This is a genomic window from Bacteroides sp. 41_26, from assembly GCF_949740115.1.
Taxonomy (GTDB): Bacteria; Bacteroidota; Bacteroidia; order Bacteroidales; family Bacteroidaceae; genus Bacteroides; species Bacteroides nordii.
The window spans coordinates 22,087-40,757 of sequence record NZ_CATJGZ010000051.1 but is presented as its reverse complement, the minus strand read 5'-3'; the positions used below and the strand labels follow the sequence as shown (position 1 = coordinate 40,757).

At 41.7% G+C, this 18,671-nt stretch carries 10 protein-coding genes; 3 read left to right on the top strand and 7 right to left on the bottom strand.

What is annotated here, in order from left to right:
• The first annotated feature begins 53 nt into the window (after positions 1 to 53).
• Both QX565_RS03190 and QX565_RS03185 read left to right on the top strand, forming a co-directional pair.
• Positions 54 to 1,061 (top strand): NAD-dependent epimerase/dehydratase family protein, encoded by a 1,008-nt coding sequence (locus QX565_RS03190; protein WP_002558410.1) that lies wholly within the window; start codon positions 54 to 56, stop codon positions 1,059 to 1,061.
• Complete coding sequence (locus QX565_RS03185; RefSeq protein WP_289291234.1) at positions 1,052 to 2,017, top strand: phosphatase PAP2 family protein; 966 nt, start codon at positions 1,052 to 1,054, stop codon at positions 2,015 to 2,017. Before QX565_RS03190 ends, QX565_RS03185 begins: the two co-directional genes overlap by 10 nt.
• Positions 2,018 to 2,222: 205 nt before the next feature.
• Here QX565_RS03185 and QX565_RS03180 read toward each other — a convergent pair whose 3' ends face one another.
• The 3 genes from QX565_RS03180 to QX565_RS03170 are packed head-to-tail and all read right to left on the bottom strand — an operon-like array spanning position 2,223 to position 6,237.
• Positions 2,223 to 3,377: an MFS transporter gene (locus QX565_RS03180; RefSeq protein WP_221649694.1), complete on the bottom strand. Its 1,155-nt coding sequence runs from the start codon at positions 3,375 to 3,377 to the stop codon at positions 2,223 to 2,225.
• A 7-nt stretch (positions 3,378 to 3,384) separates the two neighbouring features.
• Positions 3,385 to 4,485, bottom strand: a complete 1,101-nt coding sequence (locus tag QX565_RS03175) for an ROK family protein (protein ID WP_221649695.1) — start codon at positions 4,483 to 4,485, stop codon at positions 3,385 to 3,387.
• 6 nt (positions 4,486 to 4,491) lie between these two features.
• A complete protein-coding gene (locus tag QX565_RS03170; protein WP_289291232.1) occupies positions 4,492 to 6,237 on the bottom strand; it encodes a class I mannose-6-phosphate isomerase in 1,746 nt (581 codons plus the stop codon).
• Between the two features lie 96 nt (positions 6,238 to 6,333).
• Between QX565_RS03170 and QX565_RS03165 the strand changes: the two genes are divergently transcribed.
• Entirely contained in the window at positions 6,334 to 7,224 is an 891-nt protein-coding gene (locus QX565_RS03165; RefSeq protein WP_289291231.1) for an AraC family transcriptional regulator, read from the top strand.
• Between the two features lie 112 nt (positions 7,225 to 7,336).
• Here QX565_RS03165 and QX565_RS03160 read toward each other — a convergent pair whose 3' ends face one another.
• From QX565_RS03160 to QX565_RS03145, 4 genes are all read right to left on the bottom strand, one after another.
• Entirely contained in the window at positions 7,337 to 10,114 is a 2,778-nt protein-coding gene (locus QX565_RS03160) for a GH92 family glycosyl hydrolase (RefSeq protein WP_289291230.1), read from the bottom strand.
• A gap of 264 nt (positions 10,115 to 10,378) precedes the next feature.
• Positions 10,379 to 12,715: a fibronectin type III domain-containing protein gene (locus QX565_RS03155; RefSeq protein ID WP_221649698.1), complete on the bottom strand. Its 2,337-nt coding sequence runs from the start codon at positions 12,713 to 12,715 to the stop codon at positions 10,379 to 10,381.
• A 12-nt stretch (positions 12,716 to 12,727) separates the two neighbouring features.
• Positions 12,728 to 15,982 (bottom strand): leucine-rich repeat domain-containing protein, encoded by a 3,255-nt coding sequence (locus tag QX565_RS03150; protein ID WP_289291229.1) that lies wholly within the window; start codon positions 15,980 to 15,982, stop codon positions 12,728 to 12,730.
• 12 nt (positions 15,983 to 15,994) lie between these two features.
• Entirely contained in the window at positions 15,995 to 18,664 is a 2,670-nt protein-coding gene (locus QX565_RS03145) for a hypothetical protein (protein WP_289291227.1), read from the bottom strand.
• Between the last annotated feature and the right edge of the window lie 7 nt (positions 18,665 to 18,671).

Here is an 18,671-nt window from a genome sequence, read left to right as displayed (position 1 = left end):
GCATATTAACACATTAGCACATTATTTATTGGTACATTGAATAATTATTAATTATGGCAAGTATTTTAGTTACAGGAGCGAGTGGGTTTATTGGCAGTTTCATCGTCGAGGAGGCTTTGAAACGCAAATTTGCTGTGTGGGCAGGAATTCGTTCTACCAGTAGCAGGAAGTATTTATCTGACCGGAAAATTCATTTTCTGGAACTTGATTTTGCCCATCCCAATGAGTTGAAAGCGCAGTTATCCGGTCATAAAGGTACATATAATAAGTTTGACTATATTGTTCATTGTGCCGGATTGACTAAATGTGTAGATAAAAAGGAGTTCGACCGTGTCAATTATTTGCAAACCAAATATTTTGTTGATACATTGATACAACTTAATATGGTGCCCAAACAGTTTATTTATATCAGTACGCTGAGTGTTTTTGGTCCGATACACGAAGAGGATTACAATCCGATACACGAAAATGATCTGCCGGCTCCGAACACTGCTTATGGACTGAGTAAACTTAAAGCGGAGTTGTATATACAAAGTATTCCTGGGTTTCCTTATGTGTTTTATCGTCCTACAGGGGTATATGGCCCTCGTGAGATGGACTATTTTCTTATGGCTAAGTCGATACTCAATCATATGGACTTTTCTGTTGGTTTCAAACGTCAGGATCTTACATTTGTATATGTAAAAGATATTGTTCAGGCTGTTTTCCTTGGAATTGAGAAGCAGGTATCCCGGAGAGCCTATTTTCTGGCTGATGGGAAGGTCTATAAAAGTCGTACTTTTTCGGATCTGATACAAAAAGAATTGGGAAATCCATTCGTTATTCGATTGAAATGCCCGTTAATTCTCCTTAAAGTCGTATCTTTGCTCGCTGAATTCATAGCTACCCGCTCAGGAAAGAGTAGTACGCTGAATTCAGATAAATATAAGATAATGAAACAAAGAAACTGGCAATGTGATATTACTCCGGCCATGAAAGAACTGGGATATGTTCCTGAATATGACTTGGAAAAAGGAGTGAAAGAGGCCATTGCCTGGTATAAGAATGAAGGATGGCTCTAGATTTATTTAAACGTGTAGAGACCCGCAAGGGACTGTTCGCTGTTGAGAAGGTAACACTGATATACAACTTGTTGACTTCTATATTGATTCTGTTCCTTTTTCAGCGGATGGATCATCCCTGGCACATGTTGCTGGACAGGGCTATGATTGCCGGAATGACATTCTTATTAATGTATCTCTACAGGTTGGCACCTTGTAAGTTTTCTGCTTTTGTGCGGATTGCCATTCAAATGAGTCTGCTTTCTTATTGGTATCCGGATACGTATGAGTTCAACCGTTTTTTCCCCAACCTGGATCATATCTTTGCTTCTGCCGAACAGTGGATGTTTGGTTGCCAGCCTGCATTGCATTTTTGCTATTTGCTGCCGCATCAATGGATAAGTGAGGCTTTTAATATGGGCTATTTTGCCTATTATCCGATGATTCTGGTGGTGACTTTGTACTATTTCATCTATAGATTTGAGTTGTTTGAGAAACTCTCCTTTGTACTGGTTACTTCCTTTTTTATTTATTATCTGATCTATATATTTATCCCGGTTGCCGGTCCGCAATATTATTTCCCGGCCATCGGATTAGAGAATGCAGAACATGGTACATTCTATGCTGTCGGTGATTATTTCAATCATCATCAGGAATTGCTGCCCGGTCCGGGATATGAACATGGCTTTTTTTATAATCTTGTGGAGGGCTCACAGCAAGTTGGAGAACGTCCTACGGCAGCCTTTCCCAGTTCGCATGTAGGTATTTCTACGATTCTTATGATTATGGCATGGCGTGGGAGCAAATGGCTGTTTGCTGTTTTGATGCCATTCTATATCTTACTCTGTTGTGCCACTGTTTACATTCAAGCTCATTATCTTATTGATGCCATTGTAGGATTTTTCTCTGCATTTGTGATGTATGTATTTGTAACGAAGATGTTTAAGAAGTGGTTTGCGGTACCAATGTTTAAATGAGTTCGTATTATTGGCCCGAAAAGAATTAAACTCACCACAGAGTTGCACGGAGTTTCACAGAGTTTTAAATCTTTGATGAAACGCAGGACGCAGATTAAAAGACTGTAGCTCTTTATCATACATTTGTTTTCTTTTGCGAAAATCTGCGTTCATCTGCGTTTCAATGAACCATCGCCTGGCGTACCTCCCCGTGCGGGAAGCACTTTTAGCGGGAGGGCTTATTTATTATAGTAGATAGTATTCCTAAATAGAGTAAACAGGGACATAATAAAGCCAATCCGGCAGTTACTCCCCAATAATCGGATGTTATTCCGATAAGAGGAGTAATTAAGGCGCCACCCGATACTCCTATTATCATTAATGCCGAAACTTCGTTACTCTGGTCCGGTTTATGTTGCAAAGCGTAGGAGAACAGAATCGAAAAAATGCAGGAGCAACCTAAGCCTACGATGCAGATTAATGCAAACATTTCCCAAGGTACACGAACCAATAATAAAGAGATAAATGCTATAATGGCAATCAATATACAGCTTTGCAAATAAATATGAGGTTTTATACGCGCTAATAATAAAGTACCTAAAAATGTACCCGCCATACGAGATATGAAATACAGGCTATTTCCCAAGCCGCTTACACTTAACGGCATATTGGCTTGTGTCGTTAAGAAATTGGGAATGGTTGTATTTAAACCGACGTCGATTCCGACAATGAATAATATTCCTAAGAAAATCAGAAAGATCTTCCTATCTTTAAGTAGCAACAGAGTAGACAATAAATTAGAACGTGTATCCTCTTCTTGCTGGTTATCGGGGATGCTGCGATACATCCAAATAGTGGAAAACAATGAAATTACCGCATATAGACCAAATGTTATTTTCCAGTCTCCCCATAATATGGCAGTACCTCCTGCGACAATAGGTCCTAAAAATGAAGATATTGCTTTGACGAATTGGCCGAGAGTTAACGTACTGGCTATTTTATCAGTAGAAACAACATTGGCAATCATCGGGTTTAATGATACTTGCAGTATAGTATTGCTGATACCTAATATTGTAAAAGCGAGTAACATACTTGCGAAAGTATAGGAAATAAAGGGGACTATCATTGCTACTGTTGTAGTAGCTAAAGCCATTATGACAGTCAGTTTTTTCCCTATTTTTCCCATTAGAATGCCGGTAGGAATGGAAAAGATTGCAAACCAGGCAAATACCATCATTGGGAGCAGGTTTGCGTATGTGTCGGAGAGTTCAAAATCTTTTTTCACATAGTTTGTTGCAATACCTACGATATCTACGAATCCCATTACGAAGAAACCGAATAGAATCGGATAGAATGTTTTGGCTTTAAATTGTGTATTCATGGTGCGATTATTGGTTGTCTAATTGATTAAGGGCATAAGTATAGGCACCTAATGAAATGGAACGGCTGGTGCCTTGATGGGTAACGGCTATTCCTGTCCGTTTATATAAATCGTAAGATATAAAGCGAGTGGTATCGGGAACCTTTATCTGTTTGGGCTGATAACCGGCAAATGATGCAAATTCTGTCTCATCTTCCAGATTGAATACTTTCATTTGTAAGCGGTTGAAGATACTTCCGTCCATCATACGTATAGTACCGTTTAGCTCTTTTATCATTGCAGGTAGTATGTATTTAGAAGCTCCTGCTAATCCGCCGCCTATAACTACTAATCCGTCTACTAATGTTAAGGCGCAAGATAATGCTTCTGCAGCCACTTCACCCAGTTCGGCAAAGGAGGCCCTGGCTGCCTCCTGTTCTCCTTGAAGGTTACCTTCCGCAATCTCATAGATATCTTTAGGGGTTAAATCTTCTTTGCAACCGGAACGTTCTGCGTACATACGTTTTATAGCCCGGATGCTGACACTTTCTTCTACAATAAATTGCGGATGATTTTTGTTACGTAGACACCATAAATCACCACCGGCAGCATTGTCTCCCAACAAGAGTTGACCATTTGTTACTACTCCGGCTCCAAAACCTGTACCTAACGTTATACCAATGATATTTTGGTAACGTTTGGTACTACCGGCTTTTTTTAACCGGTTGTTTATTTCCGGCAAAATGCCGGTCATTGCTTCTCCGTATGCGAACAGATTACCATCGTTGTTAATAAAAACAGGTAATCCGAATTGATCTTGTAAATAGGGGCCTAAAGCAACTCCGCCTCGAAAAGCCGGAAAGTTGGGTAAGTCACCAATAATTCCCGCCTCATAATCGGCCGGCCCCGGAAATGCAAAACTTATTGCTACCGGAGTTTCCGGTAATAATTTTAGTATATGGTGGAACCCGGTCACTATATTTTTCAGACAATGGTCGATATGAGTTGGAACAGAAGGTAAAACAAAAGGTTCTACAATCTCTTTTCCTCCGGCTATTGCCGAAAATACAAAATTGGTTCCACCCGCATCCAAAGTCATTACGATGCGTTGTTCTTCTTTATAATTCATAATTTATTATTGTTTAAATCGAACATAAGCTTTGATTGTACCACATCGCTTCTCTTTTGATGCTGCACCTGGAGATATGGTATATTGGTTGATTGAAGCCGGGATAATAAATGTCTCTGCATAATGAACAGTAAACGGTTCGAATGCTCCGTCGGGGCTTTCCACTATTAATTCGTCTCCTTCAATTACATTTAAAACATTAACGCTATTCCCGGTATGGTGCAAAACCTTACCGGTGAACCAGTGGCGGCGTGTCTCTATAAATTCATTTTCGTGTAATCCGGTACGTTCTTCATACCAACCTTCTCCTTCTGCAATTTTTTCCACGTGATTAACCAAATACCGGCGTGTATAATCAGTTTGTCGTTCCCATTGAATCACATTAGCACCATGTCGGATGTTTATGGGACGAGGACGGCCGTCTAACCCCAGACGCCCCCAATCCCAAAGCTTAAATGTAAAGATACTTGGCGTTGCACTAATCTCGAGCACCATTGCACCCGCTCCGGAACAATGGATTGTTCCGGCCGGAATCAGGAAATGATCATGTTTTTTTGCCGGCCATTGGTTTACATACTTTTCTGTATCGAACTTCTTCCCTGTCTTTTGCGATTCGTGCAGGGCTGCAATCATTTCTTCGGGATCTATGCCTGTCTTTATTCCTAAAAAGACAGTTGCACCCTTTTGTGCATCTAGCAGATAATAGCTTTCATCCTGTGTATAGGCCATGCCGAATGTATCCCGGATATATTGGGTTGTAGGATGTACCTGCAGGCTGAGATTGCCTCCTCCCATCGTATCCAGAAAATCAAAACGAATCGGAAAGTTTTCTCCGAAACGGGCTTCTACCGGTTCTCCCAAAACTTCACGAGGTTGATAGAAAATGAGATTATTGGATGGCATTTCAAAGAGTGTTCCGGAAATATTTAAATATAAGCTGTTTTCTTCGGGAACACAGTCAAAACACCAACCGAAATTGGCTTGTGTCTTGTCTAAATCGCAGACTTCTTTCATCCATTGGCCACCCCATGGAGCCGGGTCGAAAAACGGGACTACACGAAAAGGAGAAGAAGCTGTTTTTTTAAGACCGGCTTTCCAGGTCTCTCCTTCGATCATTTTAGGGAGATCACTGATATGGGTATCCAGCCAATAATCAACTTTATTTAATAGCCTCTTTTTAAGGTTATCACATACTATCCAATCTATAAAATAACCTCGTTTGTAGTGAAGGGAGGGGGCAACCTCTTTGTCTCTAACTCCTAATCCGTTCACTTCTTTTCTCCGGAAGCGTTGCTGTATTTCCCAACGTGCCATATCAACGTACATAAGTAGGTCCGGATGAGGATAAACTTCTGCTGCTCCATGTCCGCATAAAACAATGAGTCCGTTCGTCTGTGTTATTTGTTCACGGCAGGCTGCCACCTTTTCCGTATCCAGGAAGTTTTTGTAAGAAAAGTGTGAAGTATACCCGAATAAGCTGTCTTCCGTCATATAGGGTGCTGTCATACGCTCAATATCTTCCGGTGACTTAAACAAGCTTTCCGTATCAATCAATAGTGTCGGAGATAGTTCTTTAAAATAAGAAAGAAGTTCTTGTTTATTTACTCCCTGATAACACTCTACTACAAAAACCTTTCGGAAATCACCAGTTACTCCTGTTTTCTTTAATTTATTCAGGATTTCACTCCATCCTATCCATATCTTTCCTTCTATACGAGTTGAAGGGGTCTTGTCATAATTACTTTTTCTCATTTTGCCGAATTGTTTTTCTGCAAATATACTTTACTTATTGCTTTTTTTGAGGTATATTTGTTCTGATCTTCTTATACAATCTTATGATTTTGTACTATGGTAAGAATAAAGGAAGGGTTTAAGGGAGAGCGATTTGTATCCCTGCCCGAAAATTTGTTAAGAGAATATAGTAAAGATCCTCTGATAGAGAATCTCTATGTACGTAAAATCGGTTTTTTCCCGAAGGTGAAATATCATTATGTGCAAAAAGAATCGGGTACAGATTATGCAATGCTGATATATTGTGTCGACGGAAAAGGTAAGTATCATATTAATGGAAAGACGTATCAGATACGGCAGAAGCAGTATATATTTATCCCTCCCCATGTCCCTTATTCGTTTGAGGCTGATATAGATGAGCCGTGGACTATCTATTGGCTTCATTTTAGCGGTAAATTAGTGCATTCGATTTTTACTGTTCATATATCTCCGGGGATTATTCTTTCGGATGAACACTCGCGTCAGCAAGTTCGTATTGAACTGTTTGAAGAAATCTATAATAGCTTTTCCATGGGATATATCAAAGAATATTTTGCTTATTCAGCGATGTACCTGTACTCTTTCTTATCTACGTTCATTTTTCAAGAGCAATTTCGGGATATCGGTGTTCCCAGACATAAGCCGCTTTCATTTTCTATGCGGGTGATTTACTATCTGCAGGAAAACATAGATCGTAATTTGACATTACAGGACTTGGCCGGATATTTTAAATATTCGGAGTCTCATTTTTCGGCACTGTTTTTGAAAGAGACCGGTACTTCTCCTATCAATTATTTTATTCGACTGAAAATTCAGAAGGCTTGTCAATATATTGAGCTTACCGATATGAAATTGAATGAGATAGCTTTACGGCTTGGATTTGAGGAACAGGCTTATTTCTCCCGGGTCTTTACCAAAGTTATGGGAGTGTCGCCTACTACTTACCGAAAAAAAGAGATCAGTGAATAAACAAAGTACCCCGCGAAAGTTGGACAAAGAACTTTCGCGGGGCATTTTATTACTTTTTACACACTCTCGACAGGCAGATTTTTTCTGACCCTTTGAACAGAATGTTATGTCATTATTTTACAGGTGCGGAATTGCTTAGCCAGAGTTCTAAGATTCCTCCTTTTGCGTATTCTTTGTGCGGAAGCAGGTATTCTGGCAGTTCTTTACCATTGAGGGCTATTCTCTCAATGTAGCAATTCTCTTTGCTGTTGTTATGGCATTTAATGATAAACTTATCTCCATTGGGGTAATACTTTTTATCCAACCGGATGGTGATTTCATCAAATACGGGAGACGTAATATCATAAACGGGTTGGATGGAACAAGTTCCGTCTACACTGAACATTCCTATTGACATGAGGGCGCTTACTCCTCCCATTTGTCCCTGATCTTCGTCGTGTCCACCGTAACCTTTATCAGGGGTAGTTGCTCCGTATGCTTGTTCGTTGACACGCCTTACCCAGTATTGTGCCAGGTCCGGTCGGCCTGTTCTGTTGAATACATGGGCATTCGAACACCCTGGTTGATTGGCGTAACTCACATATCCATCGCGATACCCATATACGAAATCATCTTCTTTAGATTGCTCGAAAGCCTCATTCAGTTTGGTACACAGAGCATCTTTTCCTCCCATTAATTCTGCCAGTCTGCTTAATCCGTGAGATATTCCCCAAGTAGCCTGCCAGGCATTGGCTTCTATCCATCCCTCTCCGCTTAAAGGATCTTGATGTAACCATTCTCCTTTATTATTTTTGGGCATCAACAGGTTGACTTTATCGCAGAAAAGGTTTTCCCAGCCTTGGGACCGTTTCAGGTAGAATGCCGCATCCTTCTTTTTCCGAAGTTTTCCAGCCATTTGAGATAGTGCCCAATCCTGAAAGGCAGCCTCTATCGTCCATCCGGCATTATCCGGAAAATAACCGTTCTGTTCATAGATGTCAATTTGCTCTTTAGAGCCTAACATTCCTCCGCCTTTATGATTGTTTACCATTGCTTTATAAGCAGCTGTCGGAGTTGTTTTGGTTAGCATGTCTTTTTGATAAGCAGCGGTCAGTAAGTTGGTAGCCGGGCAAGATGACATGATGTACGAATATCCACCAAGGTTGGGTCCCCGGGGCAACAGTCCGCCATTTTCGGCATATTGCACCAGACAGGCGGAAAAGTCATCTAAAACTTCTGGCCATGCCAATCCCCAGAGTACATTCAAATTCCATTGTGAGAGCCAAAATGCATCTGAATTATACATATGGAATTTTACTTTTCCATTTGCGTCTTTCGGTAAGGTCCTTTTTTTGAACACGGCATTTACTGTATGTTTGCCTTGTCGTTCTCCCTGTGTATAATCCGGATAGTCACCGGAGTAATCGTCTATTTTATGACGTCCCAGCAGCACATGCCAAAGATCCGTATAAAATTTGATTTGTTGGTCTCTTGTACCACCTTTCACTGCTATTTTTCCCAGATAATCATTCCATTCTTTTTGTGATTGCTGATGCACTGCATCAAAGTCCCAATGATTACAATCCATTTCCATATTGAGCCGTGCATTGGCTATACTGGTATAGGAAATAGCCACCTTTACACAGATTTGTTCACCTGTTTTAGCTGTAAAGCGTGCTTTGATACCCGAAGAAGGTGCATCCCAATACGTCATGCCGGTGGCATTGCGCCGTGTCGGTTTTTCATGACTTGTCAGAGATTCTATGTTCCGGTATTCTGTTTGGTTATCCCAACCATCTATGGCTTTCATTGGTTTGCTAAATTGCATAACGTAATACACTTTTACATTGTCGGGACCTCCCCATAGTCTTCCCATGGTGTTGACGGAGCCTTCTATTTCCTGATCGCTGACCTTTTGGATATTTGCTTCGGTCATGGTTATTGTACCTACATATCCTCCCAGATTGAGCAGTATATCTGCAAGAGGAGCATCGTTGCAATAGGTAAAGCGATAAAAACTTACCCTGTCTGTGGCGGTTTGCTCTACCCATAGGTTATATCTGTCTAAAAATAGTTTGTGATAACCCGGGCGTACTGTTTCTCCTTCATGCGAGAAGGATGATTTCCATCCCTCTTCTCCCTGCTTGGTGGGCACTTCACCTGTGGTAGGCATCAGTACAATGCCGCCATTCATCCAATCGTGCAGTTGCGGGAACCCTAATATTTCTTTAGAATTATAATTGTATCCGCCGCCGTACTGGTTTTTGTTTCGTGTCATAGGAGCTGCGCTAATCATGCCAAAGGGCAGGCTTCCTGTAACAAAGAAGAAATATCTTCCTCGTGCAGTCTCGATATAAGGGTCTACCTTTTCTACAAAATCATGATATCCCTCGATGGATGGGTAGACTTCCACTTCGGAGAGACCTACATTGGTGCCCATTGCGTCCGTGCTTTCGATACGAATAAAAGAGCTGAGTTTCGTAGGGAAATCAATCACCTTTGGAGCACCGTCGTTGGGAATTGAATTTACGTAGATTTTAGAATGATCGCTGAAGTGGATAGTAACTCCTGCCATCTGACTCTGGGGATTGGGGCGGTCGTACAAGATAATTCTTTCTATCGGCTGTGCCTCGTCCCATTTTAATTCTATCCATGGGTAATCAATATATCCCCAAAACGTCTCTTTGCTCTGAGAACGCCATTCTCCCTGATCGTATAGGCGGATTGCTCCGTCGATAATCTTTTCCGGTTCGAATCCGGGCATGAAAGAAGAGGCTTTTACCTGTGCGCGAGTTGCAATATTATAAGGGGTAGCATATGCGCTGACAAGTGGGAGTAACCATACAAAAACAAGTAGAGTTATCCGGCAGGATTTGTAATGGATAAATAGTGGCTTTTCTTTTTTTTTCATTTTTAGATTCTGTTAGTTATTAATAGGCAAAGCTGTTTTCAGCAACTGCTTGCAAAAATAGTGTGTATTCAGTCTATTTCAAAGTCTATTTGTTCTGAATCTCTTATACTATCTTATGATTTCCGGTTGTTTTGAGGGTATCTTTACAATGTGGACGGGAGTGATAGGATGGGTATTAGACCATTATAATACAACTCCCCCGACATTTATAAAGAAATACCGGGGGAGCCTCACCTTATGTTAGAGAGAATATAAAAAGGAGTTTTACTTTCTTACCGTTCGTGCTTTTTGGGCAGATTGGGGTTCGGGTAATGGATTATCATCCGGACCGGGAGTAGTAGTCAGCGTTGTAAAGCTACTGTAACCGCTACTGTATGAGATACCATTCTTGTTTTTTGCATAAGCTCTTACATAATAATAGGTTGCTGCTTTTAATCCGGAAATCTTAGTAGAGAAGTTAGTAGCCACCTGTGCTTTTGCATAGTTCTTTTTCGCTTCATCTATTACCGGTTCCGAACTGTTTTCACTCCAGCAGAAACCTACTTCAGTGACACTGGCTCCTCCGTCATTTGAAATGTTAGCTGACATATCAGCTGTATTTGCGGTGATATTCTCTGCCGAAGGATATCCTACGGCAGGGGTATAGGTCGCAATTGTAACGAAACGGACGGGAATACTGTAAGTGATCCCTTTTTCATTCTCTGCATATGCGCAAATATAATAAGGAGTAGCCATAGTAAGATTTACTATTTGAGCCTCAAAACGCCCGCCAGCATCAGAACCGGTACCCAATTCTTTCTTATCAAGACAGTTTTCCAGAGTTGGAGTAGCATTACTGGAATCCGACCATACAAAACCTTTTTTAAGGATACTCAATCCTCCGGTATTGGTGATGGTAGCCTCCACAGTAACATTATCATCATTAATAATACTCATTGTCAGGTCTTCCACTTCCGGTGCACTGTTTAGTTGAGTGGTAAACTCTGTCACGGGACTATATGCCACTCCGTTTACGTTTTTGGCATAAGCTCGTACGTAGTACTTGATACCTTTATTCAGATTAGAGATCTGCTTGGTGTAGGTGGTTAGTTTGCCAACTTCAGTGATGTGATCGTTATCGTTTATGTTAGGTGCAGATACTTCGCTGCTCCAACAAAAGCCGATTTCCTCTATATCTCTGCCTCCGTCGGTAGTAACTTCTACTTTTACGGTGGCTACTGTTTCACCAATATTATTTATAACCGGTACAGCGAGTGCAGGAACATGGGTTTGTACGGTATGGAATGATGTTGGATTACTGTAAAAATAGCCGTCGACTGTTCGGGCATAGGCAGTTACATAATAATTGGTACCTTCTTGTAATCCGTTTATGGCTATGTGGATGTTATTTCCGCTACTCGTATCTTTTTTAGGCCCACCTTCCATATCTACACCCGGCTTGGTAGAGAAGATGTCATAACAAATCCCTTTTTCCAGAATCTCCGTACCTTCGGGCACGGTAATAACGGCGGTTACTTCAGCTGATGATACAGTGATATTACTGATCTGTGGTACTGTTTCAAAACCCACTACCTGCAGATTTTGTGTGGTAAACTCTACCACCGGACTGTATCCTATGCCTTTATCATTTTCTGCATAAGCCCGGAGATAATATTTCGTACCGGTATTCAAACCTTCCAGTAGTTTAGAAAAGTCGGCTGCTCCTAAAGCAACTTCTTCTTTCAGATTGTCTATGGTAGGAACCTGATTCTCGGCACTCCAGCAGAAGCCACGTTTCAGTATCGGATAGGCTGCATCCGGTGTTACAGCGCGGGCAGTAGCCAGTGCTGTATAGGCTGAAATATCACCAACCGGATTGCAGGTAACTGTTGGTACTTTCAATGCATCTGTAGTAATTTCGATACTTTCGGCACTGTATCCGGTTTTACCCGTTTTGTTTTTAGCATAAGACCGTATCAGATAAGTGGTATTTGCCTTTAGATTGGTTAGTTCTACAGTGAAGGCTTCGGATGTAAAGCCTGATGACGCGTTCTTTACGATATCATATTCAGTGGGATCCGCATTGTCCTCTTCTGTTTTTACTTTGTAAACTACTCCAAAGTCTGTCAGGTCGCTACCACCATCATCGGTTACACCACTGGTCAGGATAGCTCCCGTTTCACTTTTGCTTTCGGCTACAGGTACATTGAGAGTAGGTGCTTCACTGGCGAGTGTACTAAAGCTTATCACATTTCCTTTCACTTTGCTGTATCCGGTACTGGCATAAATGCAATAGTAATAAGTTTTTCCGATAGATAGGCCTTCCAGTGTTACAGTGTACTGGTTTTTGTCTCCGGCCTGGGCTTCTACCTCCTTTGCATTGTTCATCGAACTCGATTCGGCATAGAGAAATCCTATCTTGCATTTTCCCACGCTCTTTGGGTTTTCAATGGCCGAACCTGTCAGTACCGCATCATATCGCGTCAGTCCGGTAGCATTGTTTGTCACCAGTGTAGGCGCATATATCATCGGTTCCTCGTCCTTATCACATCCTGCCGGTAAAAGCAGGATGAGGGTAAGGAGCAGGTACCTGATTATTTGTATCTGATGTTTTTGAATCATGTTGATACTTCGTTATTTTTTTACCATTACTTTTTGTCCTTCAAGGAAGTAGATGCCCTCTGCCAGTCCGTTTACTTCGTTGCGGCCTTCCTGAGCTTCGATCACTCGTATGGTACGTCCGCTGGCATCATAAATAGGAATGGTGCGGACAGCATTACTTTCGATATAGAGAATACCGTTCTCACTGTATGCTCTGGTGGCCTGGTCAGGAGTCAGGATCATGCTTCCGATACCGGTGATACTGCCTCCATCGCCACCAATGCTGTATAGCCGTGGAGCAGATGCAGGAGCGGCTTTGGTCTGTACATAGGCCTGGAAGGGGGCTACGTCGGCATAATTACGGATAAATACACTACCGGCAGGATAGTCTTTGTTACCATCAAAGTATGAACTTGTTTCATTTAAAGAATATACCTGTTCGCTTTTTTCAACTGTAGCATAAGTTGGTACAAGACTGTAGTTGGCACCCTCTGACGATTGTAGGGCACCTTCGGTAGGAGCAAGTAGAACACCTGCGCCATTTTCTGCAGAGAAACGAACATTACCGGTAATATTATTGGCTTCCGGATAAGCCCGGTTGTTAGGCATACAAATGAGGTAAGGTTTATTGGCCTGTATTGAAGTGGCTGAGACATATCCGGTTGGAGTAAGTTCGTATAACCAGAATGGCAGGGCTGTGTCATCTGTTTCTAAAAGGGTATTGCCGAAAGGTGCCAGTGGGGTTCCGGTAGCGTCGGGTTCGGTAGAGTACCGCGTATACGTAAATTGATCAACATCAAACGGTAATACGATGGTTTTCCAGCCAGCTGGTGAGTTATATCCACTCTCTGTATTGAAGTTTTTGTAGTAATACACTTTTTTAGCTTTTAATTCTTTGGGAATACTGAACTGATTCCCATTTGTTTTGATCTCCATTTGGTCAGTGACACCTCCCCGGAAAATGTAGGTGAAATTGTATTCTGCATCGGATGCTACGCTTCCATTCTCTGGGAGGTAAAGATAGGTAGCTAGAGAGAATACATTGTTAGGAACTTCCCAATCAGGGTTCCACACTACGGTATTTAGGTGATCTCCATACGTTCCGTTGCCTCCTTGATTACGGCACCAAAAAGCGCTTTGACCAATATTTTTTACGGAAGCCGGTATTTCAATATTATTGATAGAGGTACGGTTAAAGGCATTTTGCCCTATTTCTTCAAGGTGAGGAGGAAGAATAATGCTTTTCAATTGGATACATCCATCAAAGGCGGAATATTCTATCGTTTTCAAACTTTCCGGTAGCTGAATCGTACTAATTGAACTATTTGAAAATGATTGATTGCCGATTGTTTCCAATTTGCTCGGCAATTGAATCGTTTCTAATTTGGTACATTCTCCAAAGATATAAAAGGGTAATTGGATCATATTATCAGGGAGAGTTATTTTGAGAAGATCTTTACAGTTGCTAAAGCAACGATCTCCTATAGTGGTTACAGCTTCAGGTATCGTAATTTTTTGGATGTTGCTATACTGGAATGCTCCAGTCCCTATTTTGGTAACGCTTGCAGGGATATTGAAAGTTGTAATTTTACATTTACTAAATGCATTCTCTGCTATTTCTGTAGGTTCTGCACCTTCTGCAAAATGAATGTTAGTGATATTACTGTTTCCAAGTCCACTGATGCGTGTGATGGTTTTAGGAAATGTAATACTGGTGAGGGGGGTATTTTCAAAAGCATTTTCCCCAATTTCTCGTATACCGTTGTTTATCGTTACCTCCGTGAGCCCAGAATTGGCGAATACGGAACTGTTAAATGAAGTAATGGTTCCGGGAATTGTTATTTTTGTGAGTTGGGTACATCCCTTAAAAGCTTGATGTCCAAGTTCTGTAAGTGCTCCCGGAAGAACGACTTCTTTTAATGATATGCAATTACTAAAGGCGTCTTGAGGGATGGATGTTAAAGAAGTAGGCAGATTGATGTTTTCCAGAGCAGAACAACCTGTAAATACAAAATTTTCCATTTGGAAAGCAGTGTTATTTTTAGGGAGAGTTACGTTTACCAGTTGTGTACAGTATGCGAAAGCATAACGTCCTAACTTTTTAACTGATTCCGGTAAATAAATTTCAGCAATAGAGGACCTTTGAAAAGCTTCCTCTTTAATTTCTTCAAGTTTTGATGAGGCAGAGATATTGATTGTTTTTAATGAGTTACAACCCTCGAAATTTCGTCTATCAATTACAATTACATTATCCGGTATAGTAATACTTTTTAGATTACTACAGTCATTGAAGTTGGGCAACCATCCTGTTAATCCAGAGGGGAGTGTAATTGATTCCAATTGTGTACACCTCCCAAAAGAACCTACTTCAGTTACACTTTCGGGGATAACTAATGATTTCAATGAACTACAACCGTACATGCTTCCTAATTGAGTTAATCCACTTGGAAGTTCTAATTCTAAAAGACCACTACATCCATTGAAAGCGCTGTTTATTACTTTTAGTGTGGAGGGCAATGTAATATGCTTAATAGAAGTTGCACCGGAAAACATGTATGAATACAATAAGGTAAGACCTTCCGGCAAGATGACTTCCTCCAGATTAGTACAGTCAGCAAAGTTGCTACCACTATTATATTGACTGGTGAAAGTACATCCATCATAGGTGAAACTATCTGTTAGTGTACTTGGTAAGGAGGCTTTTTTTAATGATTGACAGCCATTGAAAGTATATTGCCCCATTATTTTGACTCCTTCTGGAATAATGATTTCTTTTAAACGACTGCATGCATCGAATGAGTATTCTCCGATCCATAGTAATGTACTTGGAAGTGTAACGGTTTCCAATGACGGACAGTTGGATACGCTATATCCGCTCCATGTAGAATAAGATCCGTTTTTAGTATAACTTCCTAACCCTACAACGTTCTTAGGAAATTTCAAATCTATCAGATTGACCATTCCCCGAAACATATAGCTGCCAACTATATTATTCTGAGTCATATAATCCTGTCCATTATATGAGGTATATGGAGTACCTCCTTCTACAATGGTTGCATTGGTCAGATCGAGTCTTTCCAGATTTCCTGCGGTAGTGCGTATTAATGCAATGTCTGTACCGTTCAGTGGGCCGCTGATAATAAGTTCTGTAACGGTTTGTGTCTCTTCAGAAGACAGATACGATGAGAGCGTTCCTGCTGTTGTTACTGTTATTGTTTTGGCTTGTACGTCTATGCTGAGGCTGAATGCAGCTACAAGCATGATAAAATAGATACTGATTCGTTTCATATCTGGATATTTTTATTTGTTATCAATTGGTTCCGGTGTGGGATTATCTCCTTCTCCGGGTTCTACTTTGTCTCCCGGTTCGGTAGTCAGCCAGGCTGTGTTACTATATCCTGTACCTACATCGTTGGTGGCATAGGAGCGTATATAGTAAGTAGTGCCCGGTGTCAGTCCGGTGAGAACAGTTTTCAGTTCTCCTCCTGGAGTGATGGATACATTGGTACATCCTGCTTTCCCTATTTCAGGATTTTGTTCGGTAGCACTCCAAATAAAGCCTTGGGCTGTAACTGCTGCACTCCCTTTGTCACTAATACCGGAAGTAATAACTAATTTTGTAGGGAATGTTCCCGAATTATACACACCGTTCATTGATGGTTTTTTACCAAGAATTGGATCATCTGGTGTAGGGTTATCGCCCGGTTGGGGAGGTAATGCAGCAGTCGTTATATCACCAAAGGGAATATAACTAACTCCATTCCGGTCTTTATTCTTGGCATACGCAGCTACGCTGTAAGAGGTACTATGTGTAAGTCCTGTAACTGTTGCGGTGAAGGTATTTCCTGTCATTATCCCTTTAACATGATTCCCTTTAATGTTCGGAGTTTCACCGGCAGGTGCCCAGCAGATACCATAATCGGTAACGGTAGCTCCTCCGTCATTGGCAATAACAGCACTAATGGTGATCCGATCGAATTTGACTAATTCTCTTTTTCCTTCTGTCAAAGTAGGTGCATAGGTTTGTCCTGTCATAAAGTTGATGGGCTGACTATATCCGGCTTCCTGCACTTTATTGTTTTTGGCATATGCACGTACTATATAGGAGGTGCTGGGATTCAGTTCGTTTAATAATGCTTCAAAACTATCTGCACTTCCTGATGCGACGGCTTTACCTGTATTGTTTTCCAGGGTAGGTGTTATTCCATTATTACTCCATACAAACCCTCGCTCGGTAATGGTTAAACCGCTTCCTCCCGCATCGGAAACGAATGCTTTGGCTTTGGCATTATCGTCCTGAATGTTCATTACTGTCAAACTACTCACTTTGGGTGCCGTATTTGCTGCAGTCAGTAGAGTGGCAGGTGCGCTGCAATATCCGATTCCTTTACTGTTACGCGCAAAGGCTTTCACATAATATCTCTGCCCGCCGGTCAGTCCGGTAAGATTAACCGTTATTTTACCAAGATCTGCACTCTCGGATAAAGCCGTTTGTACATTTGCCCCTCCTTGTTCCGGGTTTTGATTGGTCAGACTATAGTAGATTCCCCGTTCCTGCACTTCACTTCCCCCATTAGAAATGATAACGGCAGTGATGGTTGCCGAAGTTTCCGTGACATTCTTGAAGACAGGATTACCAATCTCGGGCACAAGTAATGCACTGGTAGTGAATTCTACTTCATTACTGTAGAATGTGTCATCGCGTGTAGTGGCATAAGCACGGGCATAGTAAGTGACGCCTTCTTCCAATGCGGTAAGTCTGGTTTGCATTTGGTTACTTTCTCCGTTGAAAGGTTGCGGATTATCTGCCTTGGTAGGGTTATGTTCCTTACTATAGCAGAATCCTTTTTCTCTGATTTCTGCACCTATTCCCGTTGCTACCAGAGCCGAGAGTACCGCCGATTCGGAAGTAATATCCGATACAATCATTTTCGTCAGTGAAGCAGTCTGCTCTTCGACAGTGGTAAATTCTATCGGAGAACTGTAACCGGTTCCTTTTTCATTGGTAGCATAGGCGCGGAGGTAGTATTTCGTTTTGGAATTCAATCCGGTCACTACCTTGGTAAAGGTACTGGTTGCATCAGCTGTTACCTGATTTTGCCCGTTTTCAATCACTACAGGCAGACGATTCTCCGCACTCCAGCAAAAGCCGCGTTCTTGAACCGGATACCCCCGTTCGTCAGTGACGGTTCCTGTTACCTCCAGTGTATAGGAAGTCAGTTTATCCGGATTGGGTGGAGTGATTGTAACAATAGGGGTCATTAGTTCATCCGTTTTCAATGTAATGACCTGACTATATCCGGTTCCGGTTTTATTGGTGGCATATGCCCGTATGGCATAGGTTGTATTGGATTGCAGATTGATAGCAGTACCAGTGAAAGGATCCTCTTTTCCACGTGTTGCTGTGAGGGAACCCAATACTACGTTATCGCTCTTGGTCGGGTCGGGGTCGCCTTCAATATATATTTTATAAGCAAACCCACGAATGGTCGGAGTATCGTCACCGTCATCGGTCACCTGGCTACTAAGTGTCAGGGTAGTTTCATCTTTACTGATAACGGTTGGTACGCTTACAATAGGAGCAATGCTTTCTTCTGTAGTGAATGACTGTACCGGGCCTTTTACCAGTGTATTGCCGCTTTTAGCATAGATACAAAAGTAATACTGGGTACCTGGTTTTAATCCTGTAGCTGTTGCCCGGTATTGATTATTGCCGTCAGACTCTTCCGTGCCAACAAAAGATTCCGCATCGGCCATGTTGTCTGAGGTGGCAACCATAAAGCCGATATCACATTTCACGATGCTGGATGGATGGGGGATGGCTGCTCCTGAAAGAACGGCTTGCACCCTTGTCATTTCCGTCACGCTACCACTGGCAAGCGTAGGCGGATATGCCAACGGCTCGTTGTCTTCTTCGCAGCCTGACAAGAGTAGCACCCCACACATTATTATATATAGGAATTTCTTCATCTCATTT

Coding starts and splice junctions, on each gene's coding strand:
- QX565_RS03160 (WP_289291230.1), bottom strand. CDS start 10,114: ATGAAAAAAAAAGAAAAGCCACTATTTATCCATTACAAATCCTGCCGG.
- QX565_RS03180 (WP_221649694.1), bottom strand. CDS start 3,377: ATGAATACACAATTTAAAGCCAAAACATTCTATCCGATTCTATTCGGT.
- QX565_RS03190 (WP_002558410.1), top strand. CDS start 54: ATGGCAAGTATTTTAGTTACAGGAGCGAGTGGGTTTATTGGCAGTTTC.
- QX565_RS03185 (WP_289291234.1), top strand. CDS start 1,052: ATGGCTCTAGATTTATTTAAACGTGTAGAGACCCGCAAGGGACTGTTC.
- QX565_RS03170 (WP_289291232.1), bottom strand. CDS start 6,237: ATGAGAAAAAGTAATTATGACAAGACCCCTTCAACTCGTATAGAAGGA.
- QX565_RS03145 (WP_289291227.1), bottom strand. CDS start 18,664: ATGAAGAAATTCCTATATATAATAATGTGTGGGGTGCTACTCTTGTCA.
- QX565_RS03165 (WP_289291231.1), top strand. CDS start 6,334: ATGGTAAGAATAAAGGAAGGGTTTAAGGGAGAGCGATTTGTATCCCTG.
- QX565_RS03175 (WP_221649695.1), bottom strand. CDS start 4,485: ATGAATTATAAAGAAGAACAACGCATCGTAATGACTTTGGATGCGGGT.
- QX565_RS03155 (WP_221649698.1), bottom strand. CDS start 12,715: ATGATTCAAAAACATCAGATACAAATAATCAGGTACCTGCTCCTTACC.
- QX565_RS03150 (WP_289291229.1), bottom strand. CDS start 15,982: ATGAAACGAATCAGTATCTATTTTATCATGCTTGTAGCTGCATTCAGC.